Origin of the sequence: Streptomyces sp. LaBMicrA B280, from assembly GCF_049222185.1 — a bacterium.
Taxonomy (GTDB): Bacteria; Actinomycetota; Actinomycetes; order Streptomycetales; family Streptomycetaceae; genus Streptomyces; species Streptomyces murinus.
Genome location: NZ_JBMJCT010000004.1, coordinates 187,158 through 214,153 on the forward strand (window position 1 = coordinate 187,158; position 26,996 = coordinate 214,153).

Consider the following 26,996-nt stretch of genomic DNA (forward strand, 5'->3'; position numbering starts at 1 on the left):
TTCATGGGAGGGGGCCTAGGTCCAAGGTCGCAGGGGAGAGGGGGACCTTCGACAGGAGTCATCGGGGGTTGTGGGCCTTACCCTGGCGGGCATGAGTGTGCTGGGGTCCCGTGCCGACGACGACGTCGTGGTGGAGGAAGGCTTCGAGCCGGAAGGCGGCGTGCTGGGCCGGGCCCACCGGGCGTTGAGCGTCGGCATCGTGTCCGTCGTGTTCCTGATCGCCTTCGAGGCGACCGCCGTCGGCACCGCCATGCCCGTCGCGGCCCGCGAACTGGACGGCGTGGCGAGTTACGCCTTCGCGTTCTCCGGCTTCTTCACCACCAGCCTCTTCGGCATGGTCCTGGCCGGTCAGTGGGCCGACCGCCGCGGCCCGCTCGCCGCGCTGACCACCGGCATCGGCGCGTTCGCCGCGGGCCTCGTGATCGCCGGCACCGCCGGGACCATGTGGGTGTTCATCCTCGGGCGCGCCGTACAGGGACTCGGCGGCGGCCTCGTCATCGTCGCGCTCTACGTGGTCGTCGGCCGCGCCTACCCCGAGCGGCTGCGCCCCGCGATCATGGCGGCGTTCGCGGCCGGCTGGGTCGTGCCGTCCATCGTCGGCCCCCTCGCCTCCGGCGCCGTCACCGAACAGCTCGGCTGGCGCTGGGTCTTCCTCGGCATCCCGGTCCTCGTCGTGTTCCCGCTGGCCCTCGCCCTGCCCCAGATACGCCGCCGGGCGTCGGGACCGGTCGACGCGGAGGCCGCCGCGGCCCCCCTCGACCGCCGCCGCATCCGGCTCGCCCTCGGTATCGCCCTCGGCGCCGGGCTCGTCCAGTACGCCGCCCAGGACCTGCGCCCCCTCTCCCTGCTCCCCGCCGCGGCCGGCGCCGCCCTGCTGGTCCCCGCCGTCCTCGGCCTGCTGCCGCGCGGCACCTACCGCGCCGCCCGCGGCCTGCCCTCCGTCGTCCTGCTGCGCGGGGTGTGCGCCGGATCGTTCGTCGCCGCCGAGTCCTTCGTGCCGCTGATGCTGGTCACCCAGCGCGGCCTGTCGCCGACGCTCGCCGGACTCTCGCTGGCCGCGGGCGGCGGCACCTGGGCGCTGGGCTCCTGGCTCCAGTCCCGGCCGCGCCTCGCGCCGTACCGGGAGCGGCTGATGACGGCCGGGATGGTGCTGGTCGTCGCCGCGCTGGTGACCGCGCCGAGCGTGCTGCTGCCCGCCGTACCGGCCTGGATCGTCGCCGTCGTCTGGGCCTTCGGCTGTCTCGGCATGGGCCTGGTGATCTCCTCCACCAGCGTCCTGCTGCTGCGCCTGTCCGCCCCCGAGGAGGCCGGTGCCAACTCCGCCGCCCTCCAGATCTCCGACGCCCTCTCCAACGCCCTCCTCCTCGCCGCCGCGGGCGCCGCCTTCGCGGCCCTCGGCGGCGGCACCGCCGCCCGTCCCGCCGCGTTCGCCGTCGTCTTCTTCGCCATGGCGGTGGTCGCCCTGGCGGGTGTGTGGGTGGCGACCCGCTGCGGGAGCGGCGCTCGGCCGGCCACCACGAGGACGGCCCCGGCGGGCTCGTAATCCCGTGGTCCGGCCCCTGACCAGGCGATGAGGCTGGCCGTCATGCGCCCACTGACCGTGCACCTCGACCCCGCCACCCACCAGGCCCTCCGCGACCTCGCCGACGCGCAGGGGCGTACACCGGAGCAGGCGGTGGTGGAGGCCGTGCGCCGATATCTGGCGACGGAGGAGACGGCCGTGCGCGAGACCGCCGAGCGGCTGGCGGGCGCCCACGCCGACCTGCTGAGGAGGCTCGGCGAATGAACACCCGAGACATCCACGGCACCCGAGTCACCCCCGGTACCCAGGACACCCACGGCGCCCAGGACACCCGCCCCACCCGCCACCTCACCGTCGCCGACGTCACCGCCCTCGCCACGCTCGCCTTCGGCGGCCGGCCGCCCGAGGCGCGGGAGCCGGGGCTGCTCGCCTCCGCCGTGCACCGGCCCCGCGCCCGGATGTTCGGCACGGCCGCCTACGACGACCTGTACGAACAGGCCGCCGCCCTCCTGCACGCCCTCGCCGCCAACCACCCCCTGGTCGACGGCAACAAGCGCACCGCCTGGCTCGCCACCGCCACCTTCCTCGCGCTCAACGGGGTCGATCTGGCCGGAGTCGACCAGGAGGCGGCGTACGCGCTGGTCATCGATGTGGCGGCGGGGACACAGAGCGACGTGGGTGTGATCGCGGGGCGGCTGCGGGGGCTGTGACGTGGGTCCCACCCGGCGGTGACCCCGGGTCGTTCGGGGCGGGAGGGGAGGGTGACGCCGGTAGGGTGGCCCGGTTGTCATACGTAGCCGACTGAACCTGACCACGGAGACCGTGACTACCACCGCCGCTTCCTCGCATCACCTTTCCCCCGCGTTCCCCGGCCGCGCGCCGTGGGGCACCGCCAACAAGCTGCGTGCCTGGCAGCAGGGGGCGATGGAGAAGTACATCCAGGAGCAGCCGCGTGACTTCCTCGCCGTCGCCACACCCGGCGCCGGCAAGACCACCTTCGCGCTGACGCTGGCCTCGTGGCTGCTGCACCACCACGTGGTGCAGCAGGTGACCGTGGTCGCGCCCACCGAGCACCTGAAGAAGCAGTGGGCCGAGGCCGCGGCGCGGGTCGGCATCAAGCTCGACCCGGAGTACAGCGCCGGGCCGCTCGGCCGGGAGTACGACGGCGTCGCCGTCACGTACGCGGGCGTCGGCGTCCGGCCCATGCTGCACCGCAACCGCGCCGAGCAGCGCAAGACCCTGGTGATCCTGGACGAGATCCACCACGCGGGCGACTCCAAGTCCTGGGGCGAGGCGTGCCTGGAGGCGTTCGAACCCGCGACCCGGCGGCTCGCGCTGACCGGTACGCCGTTCCGCTCCGACACCAACCCCATCCCCTTCGTGACGTACGAGGAGGACAACGCCGGCATCCGCCGCTCGGCCGCCGACTACACCTACGGGTACGGCTCCGCGCTCTCCGACGGCGTCGTGCGCCCGGTCATCTTCCTCTCCTACAGCGGGCAGATGCGCTGGCGCACCAAGGCCGGTGACGAGATCGCCGCCCGGCTCGGCGAGCCGATGACCAAGGACGCGGTCAGCCAGGCCTGGCGCACCGCGCTCGACCCGCGCGGCGACTGGATGCCCAGCGTGCTGCGCGCCGCCGACCAGCGGCTCACCGAGGTCAGGAAGGCCATCCCGGACGCCGGTGCCCTCGTCATCGCCTCCGACCAGGACTCCGCCCGCGCCTACGCCAAGCTGATCCGCGAGATCACCGGTACGAAGGCCACGGTCGTCCTGTCCGACGACACCGGCGCCTCCAAACGCATCGACGACTTCAGCGCGAGCGAGGACCGCTGGATGGTCGCGGTCCGCATGGTGTCCGAGGGCGTCGACGTGCCCCGGCTCGCGGTCGGCGTGTACGCCACCACCATCTCCACCCCGCTGTTCTTCGCGCAGGCCGTCGGCCGTTTCGTGCGTTCCCGGCGGCGCGGCGAGACCGCCTCCGTCTTCCTGCCGACGGTGCCCGACCTGCTCACCTTCGCCAACGAGATGGAGAAGGAACGGGACCACGCCCTCGACAAGCCGAAGAAGGAGGGCGAGGAGGACCCGTACGCCGAATCCGAGAAGGAGATGGAGGAGGCGAACAAGGAGCAGGACGAGGACACCGGCGAGCAGGAGCAGTTCTCCTTCGAGGCGCTGGAGTCCGAGGCCGTCTTCGACCGGGTGCTCTTCGACGGCGCCGAGTTCGGCATGCAGGCCCACCCGGGCAGCGAGGAGGAGCAGGACTACCTCGGCATCCCCGGACTGCTGGAGCCCGACCAGGTGCAGATGCTGCTCCAGAAGCGGCAGGCCCGGCAGATCGCGCACAGCAAGAAGAAGCCGGACACCGAGGCCGATCTGCTCGAACTGCCCGCCGAGCGGCGCCCCGTCGTCTCCCACAAGGAGATGATGGAGCTGCGCAAGCGGCTCAACACGCTCGTGAGCGCCTACGTCCACCAGAGCGGCAAGCCGCACGGGGTGATCCACACCGAGCTGCGCCGGGTGTGCGGCGGACCGCCGAGCGCGGAGGCGACGGCGGGACAGCTGAAGCAGCGGATCACCAAGGTGCAGGAGTGGGCGACGCGGATGCGCTGACGCGTCAGGTTACGCTGCCGTACGTATCTGGACGTATACCGTCAGTTCGTCTTCGTCCTTGCCCGGATTCTGGACCAAGACTTCCGCTCAGCGAACCCGCTTCGCTACTGTCCCGCTACGCAACGCCCCGTGGCAGCGCCGCCGCGGAGCGCAGCCGTGAAAGCGACAGGGTCCGGAGCCGCCGGGCCGTCCTGCCGATCGGCGGCCTCTGGAGCGCGTCGCCGACGGGACTCGGTGACGCATTTCCCGCTCGGGGGTACGCCGACCTCACCGCCGAAGGAGTGGGCGTCGTGACCGCGGAGACCTCTCAGACGCTCGATCGGGGACTGCGCGTCCTCAAGCTGCTCGCCGACACCGACCACGGCCTCACCGTCACCGAGCTGTCCAACAAACTGGGCGTGAACCGGACCGTGGTGTACCGGCTGCTCGCCACGCTGGAGCAGCACGCTCTGGTACGACGTGATCTGGGCGGCCGGGCCCGCGTCGGGCTGGGGGTGCTGCGGCTCGGGCGCCAGGTGCATCCGCTGGTCCGGGAGGCCGCGTTGCCCGCGCTGCGGTCGCTGGCGGAGGAGATAGGCGCGACGGCGCATCTCACGCTGGTCGACGGCACGGAGGCGCTGGCGGTGGCGGTGGTCGAGCCGACCTGGACCGACTATCACGTGGCGTACCGCGCGGGCTTCCGGCACCCCCTGGACCGGGGCGCCGCGGGCCGCGCGATCCTGGCCGCGCGCCGGGCCCCCGCCGCGGAACCGGCCTACACCCTGACCCGGGGCGAACTGGAGACCGGCGCGTGCGGAGCGGCCGCGCCGCTGGTGGGGGTGACCGGGGTGGAGGGCAGCGTGGGCGTCGTCATGCTCGCGGACTCCGTCCCGGAACGCGTGGGACCGAGGGTGGTGGAGGCGGCCCGGGAGGTGGCGGAGGCGTTGCGCTGACCGGCGTCCCGAAGGCGCGCGCCCGGCCCCCGCTCGACGGGAGCCGAAATCGGCGCCCGGCACCCCTGCCGGTCACCGCCGAGCCGCCGGACGGCACGCGTCACGTAAATTGAACCCGTGCTCTCACGTCTCACGCGCCCCCAGGCCCTCACCCTGTGCGCGCTCCCCGTCGTCGCGCTCCTCGCCACCGCGGTGTTCGCGCCGCTGCCCTTCTCCGTGGCGCAGCCCGGGATGACGGCGAACGTGCTGGGCTCGAACCGGGGCGCGCAGGTGATCACGGTCAAGGGCGCCGACACCCGCCCGACGAGCGGCCAGCTGCGGATGGTCACCATCGAGGCGACCAACCCCGACGCCCGCCTCACCTTCTGGGACCTCGCCGGTGACTGGTTCCGTACCGACCGGGCCGTGATGCCCCGCGACGCGGTGTACCCGAGTGGCGACACGCTCAAGGAGATCGAGCGGCACAACACGGCGCAGATGCGGCAGTCGCAGGACGCGGCGACCAGCGCGGCGCTGACGTACCTCGATCTGAGCCCCGACAAGGTCAAGGTCACGCTGAAGCTGGCGGACGTGGGCGGCCCGAGCGCGGGCCTGCTGTTCACGCTGGGGATCATCGACAAGCTGCACGGCGACGGCCGCGGCGGCGATCTCACCGGCGGCCGTACGATCGCCGGTACGGGCACGATCGACGAGGCGGGCAAGGTCGGCGCGGTCGGCGGGGTGGGCCTGAAGACGCAGGCCGCCCGCCGGGACGGTGCCACCGTGTTCCTGGTGCCGAGGGCCGAGTGCGCCGACGCCCGCGGCGATCTCCCCAAGGGGCTGCGCCTGGTCCCGGTGACCACCCTGAAGAGCGCGGTCGACGCGCTGCGCGCCCTGGAGACCGGAAAGGGCTCGGTACCGAGCTGCTAGGGCCTGTCCGACGAGCCTTAGCGCGCGAGCGCCACCGTCGGGCGGGGTGCGGTAGCGAGCCGCAGGCCCAGGCCGACCAGGGTCCAGCCGACGCGGGTCCGCAGTTCCGTCGCCGGCCGCACCGCGGCGGCGAGGCGGTGGGCGGTGGCCCGGGTGCGGAGGTCGGCGCGGTGCTGCCGGGCGAGCTGGGCGTTGATCTCCATGGCGTTGCCTCTCACTTCGGGTCGGGTTACTTCGCGTCGATGGGGAACAGGTGCGTGTGCACGCGGACCTGCTCCGCCTCCGGAGCGTCCGCGGCGATCTCGCGGTCGCGGTAGCCGTCGATCAACTCGTGCATCTTCTCGATGAGTTCGAGCGCGAGGTCGGGCGTGAGCCGCAGCTTCATGTCGCTCATGTCGGTCGCGCGGGACCACGCCGGGGACCATGCGTCGCGGGTGCCGAGCCAGGCGGCCAGCTCGCGGGCGTGCCGGGCGGCGCCCTCCTGGAGGAAGACCTCCGTCAGCCCCCGTACCTCGGGGCTCGCGTCCTCGAAGTCCGTGCTGTCGTACGCCAGTCCCTGGGCGACCGCCTGCCACCACCGCTCCCGGCCCTTGCCCAGCTCCGGCGCGTCCTCGACGAAGCCGTGGTCGGCGAGCTGGCGCAGGTGGTAGCTGGTCGCGCCGCTGGACTCACCGAGCCGCTCGGCCAGTTGGGACGCGGTGGCGGGGCCGTGGTCCCGCAGGGCGTCCAGCAGCTGCATCCGCAGGGGATGGGCGAGCCCGCGCAGTGAGCGGGCGTCCAGCCGGCGCTGTTTCGGTGTCTCGTGCTCCGTCATGCGTACAAAGATAGCTATGCAAAGCCTCCTTTGCAACGCCTCTTTTGCATCAACTTCTTTGCATCAACTCCCGCGCGTCAGCCCCTTGGGTCCTTCACTCCTCCGCCGCCTGCTCCACCAGTGGAATCACCCGCAGCGGCACCGGGTTCTCCATCACGATCGCCGTGGAGGCCCGCACGATGCCCTCGAAGCCGACGACCCGGTCGATCACCCGTTGCAGATCGGCGTTCGAACGGGCCACCAGACGGCACAGCATGTCCCCGCTGCCGGTCGTGGTCAGCAGCTCCAGCACCTCCGGCACCGTCGTCAAGTAGGCCCGGACGTCGGCCCCTTGGCCCTGCCGGATCTGGAGCGTGGCGAACGCGGTGACCGGATAGCCGAGGGCCGCGGGGTCGACCTGGGGGCCGAAGCCGCGGATCACGCCGTTCGACTGGAGCCGGTCGAGCCGGGCCTGTGCCGTGCCCCGGGCGACCCCGAGCCGCCGGGACATCTCCAGCACGCCGATCCGCGGCTCCCGCGCCAGCAGCACAATGATCTGCCCGTCCAGATGATCGATCGCCACAGCCGCTCCCGGGGTGGTCATCATGTACAGAAAGTCCGGCCACTGGGCCGTTCCGCTTAACAAAATGCCCAGTGAATGCGGAAACTATTGCGCACCTTGCAGAGTCCGGTCACCCTTCCGCTATGACGCAGACCACACAGCACACTCCCGACGCGACCACCCGGCAGGCCGACCCCTTCCCGGTCAAGGGAATGGACGCGGTCGTCTTCGCCGTGGGCAACGCCAAGCAGGCGGCGCACTACTACTCCGCCGCCTTCGGCATGAAGCTGGTCGCCTACTCCGGACCGGAGAACGGCAGCCGCGAGACCGCCAGTTACGTCCTGGAGAACGGCTCGGCCCGGTTCGTCCTCACCTCGGTGATCAAGCAGTCGAGCGAGTGGGGCCGCTTCATCGAGCAGCATGTCGCCGAGCACGGTGACGGCGTCATCGACCTGGCCATCGAGGTCCCGGACGCCCGCGCCGCGTACGAGTACGCCGTCGCGCAGGGCGCCCGCTCGATCGACGAGCCGTACGAGGTCAAGGACGAGCACGGCACCGTCGTCCTCGCGGCCATCGCCGCCTACGGCGAGACCCGCCACACCCTGGTGGAGCGCACCGGCTACGACGGCCCCTACCTCCCCGGCTTCGTGGCCGCCGCGCCGATGGTCGCGCAGCCCGAGCACCGCACCTTCCAGGCGATCGACCACTGCGTGGGCAACGTCGAACTCGGCAAGATGGACGAGTGGGTCGGGTTCTACAACAAGGTCATGGGCTTCACGAACATGAAGGAGTTCGTGGGCGACGACATCGCGACCGAGTACAGCGCGCTGATGTCGAAGGTCGTCGCGGACGGCACCCTGAAGGTGAAGTTCCCGCTCAACGAGCCCGCGATCGCCAAGAAGAAGTCCCAGATCGACGAGTACCTGGAGTTCTACGGCGGTCCCGGCGTCCAGCACATCGCGCTGAACACCAACGACATCGTGGGGACCGTCCGCACCATGCGCGCGGCCGGCGTCGAGTTCCTCAACACCCCGGACTCGTACTACGACACCCTCGGCGAGTGGGCCGGTGAGACCCGGGTGCCGGTGGAGACCCTGCGCGAGCTGAAGATCCTCGTCGACCGCGACGAGGACGGCTACCTGCTCCAGATCTTCACCAAGCCGGTCCAGGACCGTCCGACGGTGTTCTTCGAGATGATCGAGCGGCACGGCTCGATGGGCTTCGGCAAGGGCAACTTCAAGGCCCTGTTCGAGGCGATCGAGCGCGAGCAGGAGAAGCGCGGCAACCTCTAGACCGAGCGACCGCCACCCCCCGCATGACGGGGACCGCCCGGTGCCGCACCCACCGGCCGGTCCCCGTCATGGCTCAGCCCGGCACCGCCACGTCCGGCGGGTTCCCCAGCGCCGCGAGCGCCGACTTCGCCTCGCGGGCCCACAGCGGGGAGAACGCCGGGCTGATCTGCAACGCCTTCTGGAGGCTGCGCCGGGCGGGGCCGTCCAGTTCCAGCGCGGCTTCGATCGCGCCCCGGTGATAGGCGTACAGCGCGCTGCGCACGCCCCCGCCCTTCGTGCCGTCCGTGGCCGTCGTGGCGTACTCCAGGGCCTCGTCGTCCTCGCCGACCCGGTGCAGCGCCCAGCCGAGGGCGTCGGCCACCTCGGTGCCGGGCTGGCGGTCGTACTCGCCGCGCAGCCGCTCCACGGCCTGCTGCGCGTCCCCGTGGTCGGCCTCGTACCGGCCGAGCACCAGCTCGTCGTCCACCCCGTTCGAGGTCTCCCGCCGCGCCAGCTCCCGCACCTGGTCGTAGCTCGCGCGGGCCTGCTTGACCATGCCCAGCGACTCGTACAGCTCGCCCAGGTCGAGCGCGTCGCGCGGGTCGGGGCGGCGGGCCAGCGCGGTGCGGTACGCGGTCACCGCCTGCGTCGAACGGCCCAGCGCCGCCAGCACCCGGGCCCGTCCCGCCGGGGCGGCCGGCTGGTCGGCGTCCTGGCGCAGGGCCGCGTCATAGTGCCGCAGCGCGTCCTGGAGGTCGCCGCGCTCGAACGCCAGCTGGCCCAACTGGGTGAGATAGGCGGCCTGTTCGGCGGGGGTGCGGGCGGCGGCGGCCGCGTCGGTCAGCTGGGCCACCGCGTCCTCGCGCCAGCCCCGGTTCCGGTAGACCGCGGCGGCCCGCGCCATCACCGCGGGGCGCTCGGCCGGGCCCGGCTTGAGCGCCATCAGCTTGTCGAAGGAGTCGCCGACCGCGTCGTCGTCACCGAGCCCGGTATCGGCCTCGATGAGCTGGGAGTACGACGACCACCGCGTCGGCGCCAGCTCCTGGGCATGCTCGGCGTAACGTTTCGCCTCGGTGAAGTCACGGCGGGCCAGGGACAGCGCGGTCAGGCCGTCCAGCGCCTGGACGTTCTGCTCCTCGTCCACCACCTGGAGCGAGGTCTCCAGCGCCTTTTCGGCCCGCGGGAAGTCCGCCGTCCCGGCGGTGGCGCGCCCCCGTTCGACGTACGCCGTCCCCAGCACCGCCCACGCCCTCGCGTCCTGCGGCCGGGCCCGCACCCGCTGCTCCTGCTGCCCGATCAGCGCCGTCAGGGCCGGCAGCGTCGCCGGCATCCCGGAGGTCACCGCGGTCAGCGCCAGCGCCGCCTGCGCCGGGGCGCGCAGCTGCGCCCGGTGGGCCGCCTGCGCCGGGGCGCGCAGCTGCGCCCGGTGGGCCCGCGGCCCGGGGGCGGGCGGGCTCGCGGCCCCGGGTCCGATCCCCGGCCACAGGGTGAGGACCGCTCCCGCGACCACCCCGCCGCTCAGCGCGGTGATCAGTACTCGCCGCAGCAACCGCCGGGAACGGCGGGGCGCGGGCGGCCCGCTCGGCAGGGGCGTTCCCGGCTCGCTCACTCGGTTGTCCATGGCGCTCACTGTGCGTCAATATGACAAGAAGATCGCGCCGGGCGTGGCGAGAGGCTGACGGGGTTCACACCGATGGCCGTGAGTGCGAACCTGTGATCATGAGCCGCATCGAAGCACGTCGCGATGAAGCCATCGAAGCCATCGCAGCAACCGGCAGCCTCACCGACCGGCTCCTGGCCGGACTGCCCCCCGAGGCCGTGCTGACCGACCCCGACATCACGGCCGCCTACGCCCACGACATGGCCAGCTTCTGCCCCGCCGGGGCCCCCGCCGTCGTGGTCCTGCCGCGCACCGTGGAGCAGGTGCGGCACGTCATGCGCACCGCCACCGCGCTGCGCGTCCCCGTCGTCCCCCAGGGCGCCCGCAGCGGACTGTCCGGCGCGGCCAACGCCTCGGACGGCTGCGTCGTGCTGTCCCTCACCAAGATGGACCGCATCCTGGAGATCAGCCCCGTCGACCGGGTCGCCGTGGTCGAACCGGGCGTGATCAACGCGGACCTCTCCCGCGCCGTCGAGGAGCACGGCCTGTACTACCCGCCGGACCCCTCCAGCTGGGAGATGTGCACCATCGGCGGCAACATCGGCACCGGCTCCGGCGGCCTGTGCTGTGTGAAGTACGGCGTGACCGCCGAGTACGTCCTCGGTCTGGACGTCGTCCTCGCCGACGGCCGGCTGATGTCCACCGGACGGCGCACCGCCAAGGGCGTCGCGGGCTACGACCTCACCCGGCTGTTCGTCGGTTCAGAAGGCTCCCTCGGCATCGTGGTGCGCGCGGTCCTCGGCCTCAAGCCCAAGCCGCCCCAGCAGCTCGTGCTGGCCGCCGAGTTCCCCTCCGCCGCGAGCGCCTGCGACGCCGTCTGCCGGATCATGGCCGGCGGCCACCTCCCCTCGCTCCTCGAACTGATGGACCGTACGACCGTCAAGGCGGTCAACGAACTGGCCCACATGGGCCTGCCGGAGACCACCGAGGCACTGCTGCTCGCCGCCTTCGACACCCCGGACCCGGCCGCCGACCTCGCCGCCCTCGGCGCCCTGTGCGAGGCCGCCGGCGCCACCGAGGTCGTCCCGGCCGAGGACGCGGCCGAGTCCGAGCTGCTCCTCAAGGCCCGGCGGCTCTCGCTGACCGCGCTGGAGGCGGTCAAGGGCACGACGATGATCGACGACGTGTGCGTGCCCCGCTCCCAGCTCGGCGCCATGCTGGAGGGCATCGACCGGATCGCTCAGAAGTACGACCTGACGATCGGCGTCTGCGCCCACGCGGGCGACGGCAACACCCACCCCACCGTCTGCTTCGACGCGACGGACGAGGACGAGTCCCGCCGGGCCCGCGAGTCCTTCGACGAGATCATGGCGCTCGGCCTGGAACTGGGCGGCACCATCACCGGCGAACACGGCGTCGGGGTCCTGAAGAAGGACTGGCTGGCACGGGAGATCGGGCCGGTCGGGGTGGAGATGCAGCGGTCGGTGAAGCAGGTCTTCGATCCGCTCGGCATCCTCAACCCGGGCAAGCTCTTCTGAGTCCGCCGGGCGGGTCGCTCCGGCCGGGCTCACCGGGCGAGCAGCTGGTCGAGGGCGTCGTCGATGCCGAGCTGCCCGCCCTCCGCGCCCGGCGGGACCACCCGCAGGGTGCGCTCCAGCCAGGCGGAGACCTGCGGGGTCGGCGCCTCCAGGAGCGCGTCCCCGTCGGGCGAACTCAGCGCCATCAGGACGACGCTGCGCCCCGCCGACTTCGTGGGCCACACCCGCACGTCCCCGTGCCCGCACGGCCGGAACACCCCCTCCACCAGCAGATCGCGGGCGAAGGTCCAGTGCACCGGGAACTCGGAGTTGATGTGGAAGACGACATGGACGGCGTAGGGGTCGTCGGAGCGGTAGACGAGCCGGGCCGGGACCGGGATGCTCCGCTCGGGCGACAGGATCAGCTTGAGTTCGAGCTCCCGCTCCACCACGGTGTGCTGCATGACCTGGGTTTCCTTTCGTGCCGGGGACTGCGCGGGGCCGCTCGGTGCGGGCCCGTACCAGGGGAGAGGGGGCGACGGCCCGGGCATTACGCGGGTCCGGAGAAAATTTTTTCGGCCCGGTCCGCGCGGCGCGCGCGGCGTTGCCCGGAAGGAGTGGGTCCTGCGGGACTGGCGGTGGCGGGTGCCCGCGTCTGATAGATGTGGGAGGCCCCATCCCACCCACGAGCAGATACGGGACGACGGACATGAGCGCCCCAACCCCGGCCCCCGGTGACGACCGGCCCCGCGAGGGCTACTACCCGGACCCGTCCATCCCCGGCTACGTCCGGTACTGGAACGGCGCCGCCTGGGTGCCCGGCACCAGTCGCCCGGCCCCGAAGGACGGCGAATCGCTCGCCCCGCCCCCGGGTGCCACCCCGGCCGTGGAGGAGACGGGCCCGCACTTCTTCGACGAGGAACCCGGCGGCCCGGCCGCCTCGGGCCCGGCGGTCACGGGCGACTCCGCCCGGCAGACGGGGGGTTCGGGGATGCCCGGACAGTGGCCCGCGGCGGACGGAGCAGGTGCCCCGGGCCTGTCGGGGGTGCCCGGTCAAGGGGGCCACGCGGGTGATTCCGGCCGCCCCGCGGCGGCGGCCGGGCAGCCGGGCGCGGGCGTACCCGGCCAACAGGCGGGCCCGGCAGGCGTGTCGGGGCCCGCGGGGCCCGGGGCCCGGCTTCGGCGCCGTGCAGCCGCCCCAGAACCGGGGGCCCGCGCCCGCCGCCCCGCAGGTGCCGCAGCAGGGCGGTCCCGGCCAGGGGTCCTGGGCGCAGCAGGTGCACCAACTGGCCGGGGGAGCGGCGGAGGAGCAGCCCGTCGCGCCGTGGAAGCCACCGGTGGAGGACGTCTTCCAGGCGGCGGCGCGCAGGCAGGCCGCCGCCCGCCCCGCCGGACTCGGCAAGCGGCTCGCGGCCCGGCTGATCGACACCGTGGTGGTGGGCGCCGTGACCGCCGTCGCGGCCGTCCCCCTCGGCACCCGGGCCCTCGACCACATCCAGCAGAAGGTCGACACGGCCCGGCGGTCCGGGCACGAGGTCACCGTCTGGCTGCTCGACGGCACCACCGGCACCAGCCTCGGCATCGTCCTCGCCGTCCTGCTCGTCCTCGGCGTCCTCTACGAGGTGCTGCCCACCGTCAGATGGGGCCGCACCCTCGGCAAGAAGCTGTGCGGCCTCGACGTCCGCGACATCGAGGGCCATGAGCCCCCGGCCTTCGCCCCGGCGCTGCGCCGCTGGCTGGTGTACAGCGTTCCGGGGCTGCTCGGCATCGGGATCGTGGGCGTGCTGTGGTGCCTGTTCGACCGGCCCTGGCACCAGTGCTGGCACGACAAGGCGGCGCACACCTTCGTCGCGGGCTGACCCCGGGCGTCGGCGGATCGGCCGTACCCCGTAGCCCGTACGGCCGTCCGCCGGGTGCGGAGCCGGGGCGTTCGCGATCCACTCGGGCCATGAGCAGCGCACCGCCCCCCGGCTCCGGAGAGCAGCCACCCGAGGACGACCCGTTCAGGAAGCCGCCCCCGCCGAACCAGGGGCAGGGCTCACCGTACGACTCCCCGCCCCCGGGCGACGGCCGACAGCCGCCTCCCTACGACGGGCAGCAGCCCCCGCCCTACGGAGGCGGGCAGCCACCCCCCTACGGAGGCCAGCAGCCCCCACCCTCGGGCGGCCCTTACGGGGGCGGTCCCTACGGCGGCGGCCAGCCCCCGCCCGGTGGCGGCCCCTACGGGGGAGGCCCGCAGGGCGCCGGGGGCTACCCGGGCGACCCGCTGGCCGGGATGCCCCCGCTCGCCGACAGCGCCAAGCGGACCCTCGCCCGCATCATCGACATGATCCTCGTCGGCATCGTCGTCTACCTGCTCACCTGGGCGTTCAACGTGCGTGAGTACGACGTGAACGGCGACCGGATCGACGCCGCCCGCTCCCTGGGGCAGTCCGTCATCGCCGCCGTGCTCTACATCGCCTACGACACCTTCTTCATCCACAAGACCGGCCAGACCCTCGGCAAGAAGTGGCTGCACCTGCGGGTGGCCAACCTGTCCGACGGCGCGACCCCCAGCGCGCAGACCTCGCTGCTGCGCGCGCTGGTGCTGTGGCTGCCGTTCGCCTTCTGCTGCGCCTGCATCTGGACCGTGATCTGCGGCGGCTGGAGCTTCTTCGACAAGCCCTACAAACAGGGTCTGCACGACAAGGCCGCCAAGACGGTCGTGGTCAGCACCGAGACCGAACCGCGCCGCTGAGCGGTCGGCCTCACAGGGCCGTCGGGACGCGCTCCCCCTCCGGGGCCGTGCCGGCGGCCTCCTGCTGTGCGCCGCGGGCCCCCGGCGCCGGAACCGTCATCGCGACCAGCAGTCCGAGCGCGAGCGCCGCGAGGGCGATGACGGCGATCCCGACGCCCGAACTCGTCTGGGACAGCAGCAGCATGGCGAGGGTCGAGAAGATCACGGTGCTCGCGCCGTAGGCGAGTTGGGCGACGGTCGGACGAGGCATGGCAATCGTGTCCTCGGAGGTCTTCGGGTGTCGGGGTGGCCGTTCGACTCTCTCCCCGCCTGCATGCCCGAGCGGGCGCCGCGGTAAGCGTGACCTAACCCACGCCGCCGATGCATGGGGGGCGCACAGGAAGCACGCTCTGTCTAAAGCCGGTGTCAACTCCGCATAGTGCACCGAGCCTTACCGAGTCAAGATCTGTCTTTTCTTCTAAACCTCTAGTCAAATGTCGTCACTTGAACACGCGCTTGTCATGCGCGCACGGACTTCCGAACACGGGAACCCCCTGTCCGCGCGCGGGGCGCGGGGGAGGAACTCAAGTGACCAGCAGATCCTGGACGTTCAGAGCGACGGCGATCGGTGTCACGATCGCGGCGGCCTCCGCCACGTTCGCCACTTTCGCGGTCGCGGAGGCGAGCACCCGGCAGGCACCGGCCGACGCCGTGCACCGGCACGACCCGGCCCCGGTGCAGCAGAAGTCGCACGACCTCGACGGCCCGCTGAGCAAGACCCAGAAGGCCCAGCGCGAAGAGGCGCTCAACCAGATCATCGCGGGCAAGGCGAGCCCGCAGGAGCGCGGCGGCTCCAAGGTCGTCAAGCTCAAGAGCGGCAAGGGCAAGAGCAAGTACGTCGAGCTGAGCCGCGAGAAGACCGACAAGATCTTCACGATCCTGGTGGAGTTCGGCGACAAGACCGATCCCAAGTTCGGCGGCACCCCCGGGCCGCTGCACAACACGATCGCCGCGCCGGACCGCAAGCAGGACAACTCCACGGCCTGGCAGAAGGACTACAACCAGAAGCACTTCCAGGACCTGTACTTCGGCACCGGCAAGAAGACCGAGTCGCTGAAGAAGTACTACGAGAAGCAGTCCTCGGGCCGCTACTCCGTGGACGGCGAGGTCTCCGACTGGGTCAAGGTCCCCTACAACGAGGCCCGTTACGGCAACGACGCGTGCGGCTCCACCAACTGCACCACCGTGTGGAACGTGGTCAGCGACGGCCTGAACTCCTGGGTCGCCCAGCAGAAGGCGGCCGGCAAGTCCGAGGCCGACATCAAGAAGGACCTGGCCAAGTACGACCAGTGGGACCGTTACGACTACGACGGTGACGGCAACTTCAACGAGCCCGACGGCTACATAGACCACTTCCAGCTGGTGCACGCCGGTGAGGACGAGTCCGCGGGCGGCGGCGCCCAGGGCACGGACGCCATCTGGGCCCACCGCTGGTACGCCTTCGGCACCGACACCGGCTCCACCGGCCCCGACGCCAACAAGCTCGGCGGCGCGCAGATCGGCGACACCGGCATCTGGGTCGGCGACTACACCATCCAGCCGGAGAACGGCGGACTCGGCGTCTTCGCCCACGAGTACGGCCACGACCTCGGCCTGCCGGACGAGTACGACACCGACGGCGGCGACAACTCCACCGGCTTCTGGACCCTGATGTCCTCCGGCTCCTGGCTGGGCACCGGCAAGGAGTCCATCGGCGACCTGCCCGGCGACATGAACGCCTGGGACAAGCTGCAGCTGGGCTGGCTGAACTACGACACCGCCAAGGCCGGCAAGAAGTCCTCGCACAAGCTGGGCGTCGCCGAGTACAACACCAAGAACAAGCAGGCCCTGGTGGTCAGCCTGCCCGACAAGGCGGTCACCACCGAGATCACCCAGCCCGCGCAGGGTGCCACCCAGTGGTGGAGCGGCAGCGGCAACGACCTGAAGAACACGCTGACCCGGTCCGTCGACCTCACGGGCAAGTCCTCGGCCACGCTGAGCCTGGACGGCTGGTGGGCCACCGAGAACAACTACGACTTCCTCTACACCGAGGTGTCCACCGACGGCGGCGCCAACTGGACCGCCCTGGACGGCACCGCCGACGGCCAGCCCATCCCGCGTGACGGCGGCGGCAAGCCCGCGCTGACCGGCTTCTCGGAGACCGACAAGAAGCTGTCGTACCCCCTGGACGCCTACGCCGGCCAGAAGATCCAGCTGCGCTTCCGCTACCTCACGGACGGCGGCGTCGCGGAGAACGGCTTCACCGCGGACGAGATCACCGTGACCGCCGACGGTGCCGCGCTCTTCTCGGACGACGCCGAGTCGGCGGACAACGCGTGGACCTCGACCGGGTTCTCCCGCATCGGCGCGTCCTTCACCAAGGACTACAAGCAGTACTACATCGCCGAGAACCGGCAGTACGTGTCGTACGACACCACGCTCAAGACCGGCCCGTACAACTTCGGTTCGAAGGCGCGGCCCGACTGGGTGGAGCACTACCCGTACCAGAACGGCCTGTTGATCTGGAAGTGGGACCTGTCCCAGGCGGACAACAACACCAACGCCAAGGACCACCCGGGCGTCGGCCAGATCCTGCCGATCGACTCGCACCCGACCGCGCTGCGCTGGAGTGACGGCACGCTGATGCGCAACCGGATGCAGGCGTACGACTCCCCGTTCAGCCTGTACCGCACGGACGGCCTCACGCTGCACAACGCGGACGTCGCGACGAAGATCAAGTCCTCCAGGGGCGTCTCGGTCTTCAACGACCACGCCAGCACCTACTACGACCCGGCGAACCCCGCCGGTGGCGTGAAGGTAACTGACACCAACACCAAGATCTCGATCGTCCGCGAGGCCAAGGACGGCTCGACGATCTCGGTCAAGGTCGGACCCGCGGTGAAGTAGTCGGCACCTTCGCAGGTCAGACGCGTATCGGCGGCAACCCCCTGGCGGGTTGCCGCCGATCGTGTTTAGGTGCGTTCTGTGACTCGCTTATTGACACCGACCGGAACGGGGATGTGACCGCATGGCCGCTGGAGGCTTCTGCAAACTGCCGAACGGCACGGTCGTCGTCGCGCTGAACCTGCCCGACGACGCCGCCGGCGTACGGGTCCTGGTGCACGCCGGCAACCGCGCCCGCGCCCTGACCCGGCTGCGCAATCTGGGCCTGCGGCCGATCTATCTGCGGGGCAACAGCGCGCCTCCGACGCCGGACGAGATCACGGCGGTCCTGCACCACCCCGACGGCCTCATATGGCGCACGGCACCCGCGGACAACGGGGTCCTGCCGCCCGAGCTCTGGCATCCGATCCGGGCGCTGCTGCGCAGGTCAGCGGTGGCGCGGTAGCGGATCAGCCGCTCACGACCGGCTTGCCGGCCAGCTCCACGCCCGCTTCCCGCAGCTCCTCCAGGGCCCGCTCCGTCGTCGCCGGGGAGACGCCCGCGGTCAGGTCCAGCAGGACCTGGGCGCGAAAGCCCTCCCGGGCGGCGTCCAGGGCGGTCGCGCGCACACAGTGGTCCGTGGCGATGCCCACCACGTCGACCTCGTCGATCTCCCGGGCCCGCAGCCAGTCGGCGAGCGGAGTGCCGTTCTCGTCGGCGCCCTCGAAACCGCTGTACGCGGCGGAGTAGGCGCCCTTGTCGAAGACGGCGTCGATCGCGCCGGAGGCGACCGCGGGGGCGAAGTTCGGATGGAAGCCCACCCCCTCGGTGCCCGCGACGCAGTGCGCGGGCCAGGAGCGTACGTAGTCCGGGTCGTCCGCGAAATGGCCGCCGGGCGCGATGTGGCAGTCCCGGGTGGCCACCACATGGCGATACCCGGTGCCGCCCGCCTGCCCGATCAGCTCGGTGATCGCGGCGGCGACGTCCGCCCCCCCGGCCACCGCGAGGCTGCCCCCCTCGCAGAAGTCGTTCTGCACATCCACGACGATCAACGCGCGACGCATGATGGTGTCCTTCTACTGGTGTGAAGTACCCGAGCCTAGAGAATGACGGGCCCGTAGGGGAGGGGGCGGACGACAGACCCTAGCTACCCGAGTGCTCGTGGACGTACTCCGTCGGGAGGACCGGTTCCCCCCGCGACAGCTGCGTCGCGGACAGGGGGAGGTTCGCCCGCGCGGCGAGGTGCCGCTCGCGCGCCACGTCCAGCGGCTCGCGCGCCACGACCCGGCCGGCCTCGACCAGCCGTACCAGCAGCTGCCGGTCGGCGAGCTGCGCCGGTACCGGTCCGGTGCCCACGACCTCCGCCTCGGCCACCCCGTCCGCGTCCAGCCGCCGCGCCGCCCACTTGCGGCCCCCGACCGACGCCTTGCCGCCGCTTGACTTCTTCGCGACGGACACCAGCGGCGCCCCCGGATCCGCGGTCTCGGCGCGCGCGACCAGCTTGTAGACCATGGACGCGGTCGGATGCCCGGAACCGGTGACCAGCTGGGTGCCGACCCCGTACGCGTCCACGGGCGCCGCGGCCAGCGAGGCGATGGCGTACTCGTCCAGGTCCGAGGTGACCACGATCCGGGTCCCGGTCGCACCCAGCTCGTCCAGCTGCTGGCGGACCCGGTGCGCCACCAGCAGCAGATCCCCGGAGTCGATGCGCACCGCGCCAAGGCCGGGCCCGGCCACCTCCACCGCCGTACGGACCGCCTCGGCGACGTCGTACGTGTCCACCAGCAGCGTGGTGCCGGGGCCGAGGGTGTCCACCTGGGCCCGGAAGGCGTCCCGCTCGTGGTCGTGCAGCAGGGTGAAGGCGTGCGCGGAGGTGCCGACGGTCGGGATGCCGTAGCGGAAACCGGCCGCGAGATCGGACGTGGTGGCGAAACCGCCGACATAGGCGGCGCGCGCGGCGGCCACGGCCGCCAGCTCATGGGTGCGGCGGGCGCCCATCTCGATCAGCGGGCGCTCACCGGCGGCGGAGGCCATCCGGGAGGCGGCGGCCGCGATCGCCGAGTCGTGGTTGAGGATGGAGAGGATCACCGTCTCCAGCAGCACGCACTCGGCGAAGCTGCCCTCCACCCGCAGGATCGGGGAGCCGGGGAAGTACACCTCGCCCTCGGGGTAGCCCCAGATGTCCCCGGTGAACCGGTACCCGGCGAGCCACGCCAGGGTCTCCTCGTCGACGATCCGCCGCTCGCGCAGGAAGCCGAGCTGGCCCTCGTCGAAGCGGAAGTTCTCCACCGCGTCCAGGACGCGCCCGGTGCCCGCGACCACGCCGTAGCGCCGGCCTTCCGGCAGCCGCCGGGTGAAGACCTCGAACACGCTGCGTCGCTCGGCCGTGCCGGCCTTCAGCGCGGCCTGCAACATCGTCAGTTCGTACTGGTCCGTGAAGAGCGCCGTCGAGGGCACATCCACCGGCAGCCCAAGGTCCCCTGTGTTCATGGCAGGGATCGTACCCCCTATTCGTCAGTGTGACGATTTCCGGGCCACGTGGCAGCATGGGCACTGTGACGTCACCCGCGCCCGTAGAGATCGAACGCACCGAGTCGGCGGAGGAGGTCTTCGCCGTACCCGAGCCCGACGTCCCCTGGGTCACCATCGTGCACAACGACCCGGTCAACCTCATGAGCTATGTGGCGTACGTCTTCCAGACGTACTTCGGCTACTCCAAGGACAAGGCCACCAAGCTCATGCTCGATGTCCACCACAAGGGCCGGGCGATCGTCTCCAGCGGAACCCGCGAGGAGATGGAGCGCGACGTGCAGGCGATGCACGGCTACGGTCTGTGGGCCACCCTCCAGCAGGACCGGAAGTAGCGACCCCATCCCATGCCCGGACAATTCGAACCGCTCCCCGGCGGCGGCGCGGCCGTCGCACTCGACGACGTCGAGATCTCCATCATCCGCTCGCTGGCCGTCCAGCTCCTGGAGCTGATCGGACCGGGCCCCGGCGCGGACGCCCCCAGCGACCCGCTCGCCGAGCTGTTCGCGCAGGGCCCGAGCGAGCCGCCCGCCGACCCGGTGCTGCGCCGGCTCTTCCCGGACGCCTACAGCGACCCGGAGAAGGCCCCGGACTCGCCCGCCCAGGCCGAGGAGCGGCGCGCGCACTCCGCCGAGTTCCGCCGCTTCACGGAGAACGACCTCAGGGCCGGCAAGCGGGAGAACGCCCTCGCGGTGATCCGGAGCCTCGACGCGCTCGCCCCGGTGGACGAGGGCGGCGCCGTGCTGAAGCTGTCGCCCGAGGAGTCCCGGCGCTGGCTCTGCTCGCTCAATGATCTGCGCCTCGCGATCGGCTCCCGGCTGGAGATCGCGGACGACGACGACACCGAGCTGCTCTACCGGCTCCCCGACGCGGACCCGCGCAAGCCGACGGTGATGGCCTATCTGTGGCTGGGCAGCCTCCAGGAGACCCTGGTTCTGACCCTTATGCCGTGATTCCGGCGAACCCGGTGATTTGTGCGTCCGCTCAGCGGACGCTCAAATCCGGATAACGATCCCGTCACCCTTGCGGCCGGGTTTGCCGTATTCGCTCGCTCTTTGTCCGCTTTTCCCTGTGAAGCGCGCCACATTTCCATCCCGCGATCAATATTGCGGTCGTGATAAATCTTCACGACCGCCCGGCGAACACCACCCTTGTCCGCCGGGTGCGCCACCGAGCCGACGACCGTCGGCCAGGCATCAACTCCATCAATCCGGGGGGATTCGAAACCCGGTCCGCGGCCGACGAAAGGCACGGATCGGAATGGAGAAAGGCGCACCACCATGACCTCAGCGCAGGTCGACCAGCATTCCGACGGCACGGAGCCCGTGTCGGCGGAGGGCGGCGAGGGCGAGGGTTATCAGCGCGGGCTCGGCTCTCGTCAGATCCAGATGATCGCCATCGGCGGCGCCATCGGCACCGGTCTGTTCCTCGGCGCGGGCAAGGGCATCTCCAAGGCGGGACCCAGCCTCATCCTGGCGTACGCCGTCGCGGGCCTCGTCATCTTCTTCATCATGCGCGCGCTCGGCGAACTGCTGATGTACCGCCCGGTCTCCGGTTCGTTCTCGGAGTACGCGCGCGAGTTCATCGGCCCCTTCGCGGGCTTTGTCACCGGCTGGACGTACTGGCTGTTCTGGGTGGTCACCGGCATCACCGAGGTCACCGCCGCGGCCGCCTACATGACGTACTGGTTCGACATTCCGCAATGGGCCTCGGCGCTGATCTTCACGTTCGTGCTCTACGCCGCCAACCTGATCTCCGTGAAGCTCTTCGGTGAGCTGGAGTTCTGGTTCTCCATGGTCAAGGTGACCGCGATCATCGGCATGATCCTGATCTGCGCGGGCATCCTGACGGTCGGCTTCTCCGACGCGGGCGACACCGCCTCGGTCGCCCACCTGTGGAACCAGGGCGGCTTCTTCCCGCACGGCGTCGGCGGCACCCTGATGACGCTTCAGATGGTCATGTTCGCCTTCCTCGCCGTCGAGCTGGTCGGTGTGACCGCGGGCGAGTCCAAGGACCCCAAGAAGGTGCTGCCCAAGGCGATCAACACCGTGCCGTGGCGGATCGCCGTCTTCTACGTCGGCGCGCTGATCATGATCCTGTCGGTGGTGCCCTGGACCGAGTTCCACCCGGGGGTGAGTCCCTTCGTGGCCGCCTTCCAGAAGATGGGCCTGTCCGTCGGCGCCGGTATCGTCAACTTCGTGGTGCTGACCGCCGCGCTGTCCTCCTGCAACTCCGGCATGTACTCCACCGGCCGCATGCTGCGTGACCTGGCGCTCAACAACCAGGGCCCCCAGCTGTTCACCCGGCTGACCCGCAGCGGTACCCCGCTCGTCGGCACCACGTTCTCCGCCGCGCTGATGCTCGTCGGTGTCTGGATCAACTACCAGTGGCCGGGCAAGGCGTTCGACTACGTCGTCTCCTTCGCGACCATCTCCGGCATGTGGGCGTGGATCGTCATCCTGATCTGCCACATCCGCTACCGGAGGGCGTCCGACCGCGGGCTCCTGCCCCGCTCGGAGTTCCGGGCCCCCGGCGCCCCGTACGCCAGCGTGCTCTCCCTGCTGTTCATCGGCATGGTGATCGTGCTGATGGGCATCGACAAGGACGCCCGGGTCTCGCTGTACTGCGCGCCGCTGTGGGGTGTGATCCTCGGCGTCTCCTACGCGGTGCTCAAGCGCCGCAACCCGCAGGCCGCGGCCTTCGCCAAGCGCTGACGCCACCGCCGGACCCTCACCGGGACGTCCGGCCGCCGGGAGCACTCGTGGCGCCCCCGGCGGCCGCCGCTCAAGGACGTCCAGCATGCGAGCCGCCTCGTACCATCCCTCGGTACGAGGCGGCTCTCTGCTTATCCTGACCCCCATGCTGACCCTCACCCAGGCCCTGTACGACCAGATCGTCGCCCACGCCCGCAAGGACCACCCCGACGAGGCGTGCGGCGTCGTCGCGGGCCCGGCCGGCGCGGACCGCCCCGAGCGGTTCATCGCGATGCTGAACGCGGCCATGTCGCCGACCTTCTACGAGTTCGACTCCGGCGATCTGCTCAAGCTCTACCGCGAGCTCGACGACCGCGACGAGGAGCCGGTGGTCATCTACCACTCGCACACCGCGACCGAGGCGTACCCCTCGCGCACGGACATCTCGTACGCCAATGAGCCCGGTGCCCACTACGTCCTGGTGTCCACGGCCGACACGGACGGCCTCGGCGACTTCCAGTTCCGATCCTTCCGGATCGTGGACGGAGAGGTCACCGAGGAGGAGGTCAGGGTCGTCGAAACCTACTGATCTCAGCATCCGACCGAGATCCGTCCGCCAGGTGGGATCACATTCCGGTCCACTGACCGGGAATCGATACGATGAGCCCATGGTTACGACTGTGGTGCGCGCCCTCGGCTTCTGACGGTGGTGTGCCCCTCGGTGCCCCTCGGCTGACGTACCGAGCCCGCAGCCCCCGAAGACCCTTCCGACAGGAGCCCGCAACATGGCCATCGAGGTCCGCATCCCGACCATCCTCCGCACGTACACCGACGGCCAGAAGGCCGTGGAGGGCAGCGGGAACACCCTCGCCGAGCTGTTCACCGACCTGGAGAGCCGGCACGCGGGCATCCAGGCCCGCATCGTGGACGGCGACCAGCTGCGCCGGTTCGTCAACGTCTACCTGAACGACGAGGACGTCCGCTTCCTGGACGGCATCAACACCAAGCTGTCGGACGGCGACAGCGTGACGATCCTGCCGGCCGTCGCCGGTGGCATGCGCTGATCGGCCGCTGAGCAGCATGCGCTACGACTCCCCGCTGGCCGCGGTGGGCAACACCCCTCTGGTGCGCCTGCCGCGGCTGTCGCCGTCCCCCGAGGTCCGGATCTGGGCGAAGCTGGAGGACCGCAATCCCACCGGCTCGGTCAAGGACCGGCCCGCGCTGCACATGATCGAGCAGGCGGAGAAGGACGGCCGGCTCACCCCCGGCTGCACCATCCTGGAGCCGACCTCCGGCAACACCGGTATCTCGCTGGCCATGGCGGCCAAGCTCAAGGGGTACCGGATGGTGTGCGTGATGCCGGAGAACACCTCCCAGGAGCGCCGGGACCTGCTCGCCATGTGGGGCGCGGAGATCATCTCCTCGCCGGCCGCGGGCGGCTCCAACACCGCGGTGCGGAGGGCCAAGGAGATCTCGGCCGAGCACCCGGACTGGGTGATGCTCTACCAGTACGGCAACCCGGACAACGCGGGCGCGCACTACGCCACGACGGGCCCGGAGATCCTCGCCGACCTGCCCTCGATCACCCACTTCGTCGCGGGTCTCGGCACCACGGGCACCCTGATGGGCGTGGGCCGCTACCTGCGCGAGCACAAGCCGGACATCAGGATCGTGGCCGCCGAGCCGCGCTACGACGACCTGGTCTACGGCCTGCGCAACCTGGACGAGGGCTTCGTGCCCGAGCTGTACGACGCCTCGGTCCTCACCACCCGCTTCTCGGTGGGCTCCGCCGACGCGGTCACCCGCACCCGTGAACTCCTCCAGCAGGAGGGCATCTTCGCGGGCATCTCCACGGGCGCGGCCCTCCATGCCGCGATCGGCGTCGGCAACAAGGCGGTGAGGGCGGGGGAGTCCGCCGACATCGTCTTCGTCGTGGCCGACGGCGGCTGGAAGTACCTGTCCACGGGCGTCTACACGGCACCCACCACGGAAGCCGCCGTCGACACCCTCCAGGGCCAGCTCTGGGCGTAGGTCCCGGAGCGCCGGTTCAGGGGCGTCGGTTTCGGCCGCGTTACGTCTCAAGTGATCGCCAGCCCCCTCTCACGAGGGGGCTAAGCCGTTCCTATGGGGAAGCAAAGAAATCCTTCTGGCACTGCCCGGTGGTCGGTGTCCGGGGCTAGGTTCCTCCCGCACCCTGTCATGTCACGTTCAGCGACATGGAGAGTGTCTGAGGTGTCATGCTCATGACTGCGTGGTCGCCGCTACGCGCGTCACGGGCTGCCAACCAGTGCGAGAAACCCCACTTCCCGATGGAGGCAGTACCCACATGCGTGAGTCACGCCCGAGCGGGCGAACCCGAAGTGCCCGAAGACTTCTGGCCGTCGCCTTTCCCGCTCTCTCCCTGACCGTCGCCGGATTCGCCGCCGCGCCGACGGCCGGCGCGGCCCAGCCCGCCGTCGCGGCCCACCCGGCGACCAGCAAGGTCACCACGAACAACAAGGCGCTGACCGACCCCCAGCGCCAGGCGTTCCACTCGACCGGCAAGGCCGGTCAGAAGGTGCCCACGACCCATGTGTGTGCCTCGGACCACACGCCGGGCCACGCGTCCTGCTTCGCCCAGCGCCGCACGGACATCAAGAGCAAGCTGGCCGCGGCGATCTCGCCGAACGCCACGCCCTCCGGCCTCTCCCCGGCCAACCTGCACAGCGCCTACAACCTGCCCACCGCGGCCGGTTCGGGCATGACCGTGGGCATCGTCGACGCCTACAACGACCCCAACGCCGAGTCGGACCTGGCCACTTACCGGTCCCAGTACGGCCTCTCCGCCTGCACCAAGGCCAACGGCTGCTTCAAGCAGGTCAGCCAGACCGGCTCCACCACCTCGCTGCCGACCAACGACAGTGGCTGGTCCGGCGAAGAGATGCTCGACATCGACATGGTCAGCGCGGTCTGCCCGAACTGCAACATCGTTCTCGTCGAGGCCAACTCGGCCACCGACGCGGACCTGGGCACCGCCGAGAACGAGGCCGTCTCGCTCGGCGCCAAGTTCGTCTCCAACAGCTGGGGCGGCTCCGAGGACTCCTCGCAGACCAGCGAGGACACCCAGTACTTCAAGCACCCGGGCGTCGCGATCACCGTCTCCGCCGGTGACGAGGGCTACGGTGCCGAGTACCCGGCGACCTCGCAGTACGTGACCGCCGTCGGCGGCACCGCCCTCAACACCGCCTCCAACTCCCGCGGTTGGAGCGAGTCGGTGTGGAACACCAGCTCCACCGAGGGCACCGGCTCCGGCTGCTCGGCGTACGACGCCAAGCCGAGCTGGCAGACCGACACGGGCTGCTCCAAGCGCATGGAGTCCGACGTCTCCGCGGTCGCCGACCCGGCCACCGGCGTGGCGGTCTACGACACCTACAGCGGCGGCTGGGCGGTCTACGGCGGCACCAGCGCCTCCTCGCCGATCATCGCCAGCGTCTACGCGCTCGCGGGCACCCCGGGTTCCAGTGACTACCCGGCGAAGTACCCCTACAGCCACACCAGCAACCTGAACGACGTGACGAGCGGCTCCAACGGCTCCTGCTCCACGGCGTACTACTGCAAGGCGCAGACCGGCTACGACGGTCCGACCGGCTGGGGCACCCCGAACGGCACCGCCGCCTTCACCTCGGGTGGCAGCACCGGTGGCAACACCGTCTCCGTCACCAACCCGGGCAGCCAGTCCACCACGACCGGCAGCTCCGTGAGCCTCTCCGTGAAGGCTTCCGACAGCGCGGGCGCGGCCCTGACCTACAGCGCCTCCGGCCTGCCGACCGGCCTGTCGATCAACAGCTCCACCGGCGTGATCTCCGGTACCGCGTCCACCGCGGGCACCTACCAGGTCACCGTCACCGCGACCGACTCCACCGGCGCCACCGGCTCCGCCTCCTTCACCTGGACCGTGAGCACCAGCGGCGGTGGCGGCGGCTGCACCTCCTCGCAGCTGCTGGCCAACCCGGGCTTCGAGTCGGGCAACACCGGCTGGACCGCCTCCAGCGGTGTCATCACCAACGACACCGGTGAGGCCGCGCACGGCGGCTCGTACAAGGCGTGGATGGACGGCTACGGCACCTCGCACACCGACAGCCTCTCCCAGTCGGTGACGATCCCCGCGGGCTGCAAGGCGACCCTGTCCTTCTACCTGCACATCGACTCCGCCGAGACCACCACCAGCACCGCGTACGACAAGCTGACGGTCACCGCCGGTTCGACCACCCTGGCGTCGTACTCGAACCTGAACAAGGCGACGGGCTACGCCCAGAAGACCTTCGACCTGTCCTCGCTGGCGGGCCAGACGGTCACCCTGAAGTTCAACGGCGTCGAGGACTCCTCGCTGCAGACCAGCTTCGTCGTGGACGACGCGTCCGTGACCACCAGCTGATCA

Annotated in this window: 26 protein-coding genes and 1 pseudogene; 19 read left to right on the plus strand and 8 right to left on the minus strand. The window is 71.0% G+C overall.

Annotated features, from left to right (window positions below; all coding sequences use genetic code 11):
• Positions 1–91 precede the first annotated feature (91 nt).
• The 6 genes from ACLF5H_RS04365 (at position 92) to ACLF5H_RS04390 (ending at position 5,976) form a co-directional block, all read left to right on the plus strand.
• Complete coding sequence (locus tag ACLF5H_RS04365) at positions 92–1,543, plus strand: MFS transporter (RefSeq protein ID WP_421674728.1); 1,452 nt, start codon at positions 92–94, stop codon at positions 1,541–1,543.
• A gap of 42 nt (positions 1,544–1,585) precedes the next feature.
• A complete protein-coding gene (locus ACLF5H_RS04370) occupies positions 1,586–1,786 on the plus strand; it encodes a CopG family ribbon-helix-helix protein (RefSeq protein ID WP_421674729.1) in 201 nt (66 codons plus the stop codon).
• Positions 1,783–2,232: a type II toxin-antitoxin system death-on-curing family toxin gene (locus ACLF5H_RS04375; protein ID WP_421674730.1), complete on the plus strand. Its 450-nt coding sequence runs from the start codon at positions 1,783–1,785 to the stop codon at positions 2,230–2,232. The genes ACLF5H_RS04370 and ACLF5H_RS04375 overlap by 4 nt, the downstream gene beginning before the upstream one ends.
• Before the next feature lie 112 nt (positions 2,233–2,344).
• Complete coding sequence (locus tag ACLF5H_RS04380; protein ID WP_128790254.1) at positions 2,345–4,135, plus strand: DEAD/DEAH box helicase; 1,791 nt, start codon at positions 2,345–2,347, stop codon at positions 4,133–4,135.
• Between the two features lie 290 nt (positions 4,136–4,425).
• Entirely contained in the window at positions 4,426–5,067 is a 642-nt protein-coding gene (locus ACLF5H_RS04385) for an IclR family transcriptional regulator (RefSeq protein WP_421674731.1), read from the plus strand.
• 117 nt (positions 5,068–5,184) lie between these two features.
• Positions 5,185–5,976 (plus strand): S16 family serine protease, encoded by a 792-nt coding sequence (locus tag ACLF5H_RS04390; protein WP_421674732.1) that lies wholly within the window; start codon positions 5,185–5,187, stop codon positions 5,974–5,976.
• A gap of 17 nt (positions 5,977–5,993) precedes the next feature.
• Here ACLF5H_RS04390 and ACLF5H_RS04395 read toward each other — a convergent pair whose 3' ends face one another.
• The 3 genes from ACLF5H_RS04395 to ACLF5H_RS04405 all read right to left on the minus strand — a co-directional run bounded on the left by ACLF5H_RS04395 (position 5,994) and on the right by ACLF5H_RS04405 (position 7,352).
• On the minus strand, positions 5,994–6,179 hold the full coding sequence (locus ACLF5H_RS04395; protein ID WP_421674774.1) for a hypothetical protein: 186 nt from the start codon (positions 6,177–6,179) through the stop codon (positions 5,994–5,996).
• Between the two features lie 26 nt (positions 6,180–6,205).
• Positions 6,206–6,790 (minus strand): ArsR/SmtB family transcription factor, encoded by a 585-nt coding sequence (locus ACLF5H_RS04400; protein ID WP_421674733.1) that lies wholly within the window; start codon positions 6,788–6,790, stop codon positions 6,206–6,208.
• A 94-nt stretch (positions 6,791–6,884) separates the two neighbouring features.
• Positions 6,885–7,352, minus strand: coding sequence for an Lrp/AsnC family transcriptional regulator (locus tag ACLF5H_RS04405; RefSeq protein ID WP_037651437.1), 468 nt, complete (start codon positions 7,350–7,352; stop codon positions 6,885–6,887).
• Positions 7,353–7,474: 122 nt separating this feature from the next.
• Here ACLF5H_RS04405 and hppD point away from each other — a divergent pair, with 122 nt between their 5' ends.
• Positions 7,475–8,623 (plus strand): 4-hydroxyphenylpyruvate dioxygenase, encoded by a 1,149-nt coding sequence (gene hppD, locus ACLF5H_RS04410; RefSeq protein ID WP_421674734.1) that lies wholly within the window; start codon positions 7,475–7,477, stop codon positions 8,621–8,623.
• Positions 8,624–8,696: 73 nt separating this feature from the next.
• Here hppD and ACLF5H_RS04415 read toward each other — a convergent pair whose 3' ends face one another.
• Entirely contained in the window at positions 8,697–10,223 is a 1,527-nt protein-coding gene (locus tag ACLF5H_RS04415) for a tetratricopeptide repeat protein (RefSeq protein ID WP_421674735.1), read from the minus strand.
• A gap of 92 nt (positions 10,224–10,315) precedes the next feature.
• On the opposite strand from ACLF5H_RS04415, the gene ACLF5H_RS04420 reads away from it, so the two are divergent.
• Complete coding sequence (locus ACLF5H_RS04420; RefSeq protein ID WP_421674736.1) at positions 10,316–11,740, plus strand: FAD-binding oxidoreductase; 1,425 nt, start codon at positions 10,316–10,318, stop codon at positions 11,738–11,740.
• Between the two features lie 29 nt (positions 11,741–11,769).
• On the opposite strand, the gene ACLF5H_RS04425 is transcribed toward ACLF5H_RS04420, so the two are convergent.
• Positions 11,770–12,183: an SsgA family sporulation/cell division regulator gene (locus ACLF5H_RS04425; RefSeq protein WP_421674737.1), complete on the minus strand. Its 414-nt coding sequence runs from the start codon at positions 12,181–12,183 to the stop codon at positions 11,770–11,772.
• A gap of 245 nt (positions 12,184–12,428) precedes the next feature.
• Here ACLF5H_RS04425 and ACLF5H_RS04430 point away from each other — a divergent pair.
• Positions 12,429–13,578 (plus strand): annotated as a pseudogene (locus tag ACLF5H_RS04430) (RDD family protein).
• 89 nt (positions 13,579–13,667) lie between these two features.
• The gene (locus ACLF5H_RS04435; protein ID WP_421674738.1) at positions 13,668–14,456 is read left to right on the plus strand and encodes an RDD family protein; all 789 of its coding nucleotides are present in this window, start codon (positions 13,668–13,670) and stop codon (positions 14,454–14,456) included.
• 10 nt (positions 14,457–14,466) lie between these two features.
• Here ACLF5H_RS04435 and ACLF5H_RS04440 read toward each other — a convergent pair whose 3' ends face one another.
• The gene (locus ACLF5H_RS04440) at positions 14,467–14,706 is read right to left on the minus strand and encodes a hypothetical protein (protein WP_421674739.1); all 240 of its coding nucleotides are present in this window, start codon (positions 14,704–14,706) and stop codon (positions 14,467–14,469) included.
• A gap of 317 nt (positions 14,707–15,023) precedes the next feature.
• Here ACLF5H_RS04440 and ACLF5H_RS04445 point away from each other — a divergent pair, with 317 nt between their 5' ends.
• Positions 15,024–17,381 carry an immune inhibitor A domain-containing protein gene (locus ACLF5H_RS04445; RefSeq protein ID WP_421674740.1) on the plus strand — a complete coding sequence of 786 codons (2,358 nt, stop codon included), beginning with the start codon at positions 15,024–15,026 and terminating at the stop codon, positions 17,379–17,381.
• Positions 17,382–17,502: 121 nt separating this feature from the next.
• Positions 17,503–17,823, plus strand: coding sequence for a hypothetical protein (locus ACLF5H_RS04450; protein ID WP_421674741.1), 321 nt, complete (start codon positions 17,503–17,505; stop codon positions 17,821–17,823).
• Between the two features lie 4 nt (positions 17,824–17,827).
• Here ACLF5H_RS04450 and ACLF5H_RS04455 read toward each other — a convergent pair whose 3' ends face one another.
• Positions 17,828–18,421 (minus strand): nicotinamidase, encoded by a 594-nt coding sequence (locus ACLF5H_RS04455; protein WP_421674742.1) that lies wholly within the window; start codon positions 18,419–18,421, stop codon positions 17,828–17,830.
• Positions 18,422–18,500: 79 nt separating this feature from the next.
• Entirely contained in the window at positions 18,501–19,847 is a 1,347-nt protein-coding gene (locus tag ACLF5H_RS04460) for a nicotinate phosphoribosyltransferase (protein ID WP_421674743.1), read from the minus strand.
• A gap of 56 nt (positions 19,848–19,903) precedes the next feature.
• Here ACLF5H_RS04460 and clpS point away from each other — a divergent pair, with 56 nt between their 5' ends.
• The 7 genes from clpS to ACLF5H_RS04495 all read left to right on the plus strand — a co-directional run bounded on the left by clpS (position 19,904) and on the right by ACLF5H_RS04495 (position 26,993).
• Positions 19,904–20,221 carry an ATP-dependent Clp protease adapter ClpS gene (clpS, locus tag ACLF5H_RS04465; RefSeq protein WP_421674744.1) on the plus strand — a complete coding sequence of 106 codons (318 nt, stop codon included), beginning with the start codon at positions 19,904–19,906 and terminating at the stop codon, positions 20,219–20,221.
• A 12-nt stretch (positions 20,222–20,233) separates the two neighbouring features.
• The gene (locus ACLF5H_RS04470; protein ID WP_421674745.1) at positions 20,234–20,839 is read left to right on the plus strand and encodes a DUF2017 domain-containing protein; all 606 of its coding nucleotides are present in this window, start codon (positions 20,234–20,236) and stop codon (positions 20,837–20,839) included.
• Positions 20,840–21,166: 327 nt separating this feature from the next.
• Entirely contained in the window at positions 21,167–22,600 is a 1,434-nt protein-coding gene (locus ACLF5H_RS04475; RefSeq protein ID WP_421674746.1) for an amino acid permease, read from the plus strand.
• Positions 22,601–22,745: 145 nt separating this feature from the next.
• Positions 22,746–23,168: a Mov34/MPN/PAD-1 family protein gene (locus tag ACLF5H_RS04480; protein ID WP_421674747.1), complete on the plus strand. Its 423-nt coding sequence runs from the start codon at positions 22,746–22,748 to the stop codon at positions 23,166–23,168.
• 196 nt (positions 23,169–23,364) lie between these two features.
• On the plus strand, positions 23,365–23,643 hold the full coding sequence (locus tag ACLF5H_RS04485) for a MoaD/ThiS family protein (protein ID WP_086808566.1): 279 nt from the start codon (positions 23,365–23,367) through the stop codon (positions 23,641–23,643).
• A 16-nt stretch (positions 23,644–23,659) separates the two neighbouring features.
• Positions 23,660–24,610, plus strand: coding sequence for a PLP-dependent cysteine synthase family protein (locus ACLF5H_RS04490; protein ID WP_421674748.1), 951 nt, complete (start codon positions 23,660–23,662; stop codon positions 24,608–24,610).
• Between the two features lie 295 nt (positions 24,611–24,905).
• On the plus strand, positions 24,906–26,993 hold the full coding sequence (locus ACLF5H_RS04495) for a putative Ig domain-containing protein (RefSeq protein ID WP_421674749.1): 2,088 nt from the start codon (positions 24,906–24,908) through the stop codon (positions 26,991–26,993).
• The last annotated feature ends 3 nt before the right edge of the window (positions 26,994–26,996 follow it).

Coding starts and splice junctions, on each gene's coding strand:
- ACLF5H_RS04365 (WP_421674728.1), top strand. CDS start 92: ATGAGTGTGCTGGGGTCCCGTGCCGACGACGACGTCGTGGTGGAGGAA.
- ACLF5H_RS04370 (WP_421674729.1), top strand. CDS start 1,586: ATGCGCCCACTGACCGTGCACCTCGACCCCGCCACCCACCAGGCCCTC.
- ACLF5H_RS04375 (WP_421674730.1), top strand. CDS start 1,783: ATGAACACCCGAGACATCCACGGCACCCGAGTCACCCCCGGTACCCAG.
- ACLF5H_RS04395 (WP_421674774.1), bottom strand. CDS start 6,179: ATGGAGATCAACGCCCAGCTCGCCCGGCAGCACCGCGCCGACCTCCGC.
- ACLF5H_RS04400 (WP_421674733.1), bottom strand. CDS start 6,790: ATGACGGAGCACGAGACACCGAAACAGCGCCGGCTGGACGCCCGCTCA.
- hppD (WP_421674734.1), top strand. CDS start 7,475: ATGACGCAGACCACACAGCACACTCCCGACGCGACCACCCGGCAGGCC.
- ACLF5H_RS04415 (WP_421674735.1), bottom strand. CDS start 10,223: ATGGACAACCGAGTGAGCGAGCCGGGAACGCCCCTGCCGAGCGGGCCG.
- ACLF5H_RS04425 (WP_421674737.1), bottom strand. CDS start 12,183: ATGCAGCACACCGTGGTGGAGCGGGAGCTCGAACTCAAGCTGATCCTG.
- ACLF5H_RS04435 (WP_421674738.1), top strand. CDS start 13,668: ATGAGCAGCGCACCGCCCCCCGGCTCCGGAGAGCAGCCACCCGAGGAC.
- ACLF5H_RS04440 (WP_421674739.1), bottom strand. CDS start 14,706: ATGCCTCGTCCGACCGTCGCCCAACTCGCCTACGGCGCGAGCACCGTG.
- ACLF5H_RS04450 (WP_421674741.1), top strand. CDS start 17,503: ATGGCCGCTGGAGGCTTCTGCAAACTGCCGAACGGCACGGTCGTCGTC.
- ACLF5H_RS04455 (WP_421674742.1), bottom strand. CDS start 18,421: ATGCGTCGCGCGTTGATCGTCGTGGATGTGCAGAACGACTTCTGCGAG.
- ACLF5H_RS04460 (WP_421674743.1), bottom strand. CDS start 19,847: ATGAACACAGGGGACCTTGGGCTGCCGGTGGATGTGCCCTCGACGGCG.
- clpS (WP_421674744.1), top strand. CDS start 19,904: ATGGGCACTGTGACGTCACCCGCGCCCGTAGAGATCGAACGCACCGAG.
- ACLF5H_RS04470 (WP_421674745.1), top strand. CDS start 20,234: ATGCCCGGACAATTCGAACCGCTCCCCGGCGGCGGCGCGGCCGTCGCA.
- ACLF5H_RS04475 (WP_421674746.1), top strand. CDS start 21,167: ATGACCTCAGCGCAGGTCGACCAGCATTCCGACGGCACGGAGCCCGTG.
- ACLF5H_RS04480 (WP_421674747.1), top strand. CDS start 22,746: ATGCTGACCCTCACCCAGGCCCTGTACGACCAGATCGTCGCCCACGCC.
- ACLF5H_RS04485 (WP_086808566.1), top strand. CDS start 23,365: ATGGCCATCGAGGTCCGCATCCCGACCATCCTCCGCACGTACACCGAC.
- ACLF5H_RS04490 (WP_421674748.1), top strand. CDS start 23,660: ATGCGCTACGACTCCCCGCTGGCCGCGGTGGGCAACACCCCTCTGGTG.
- ACLF5H_RS04495 (WP_421674749.1), top strand. CDS start 24,906: ATGCGTGAGTCACGCCCGAGCGGGCGAACCCGAAGTGCCCGAAGACTT.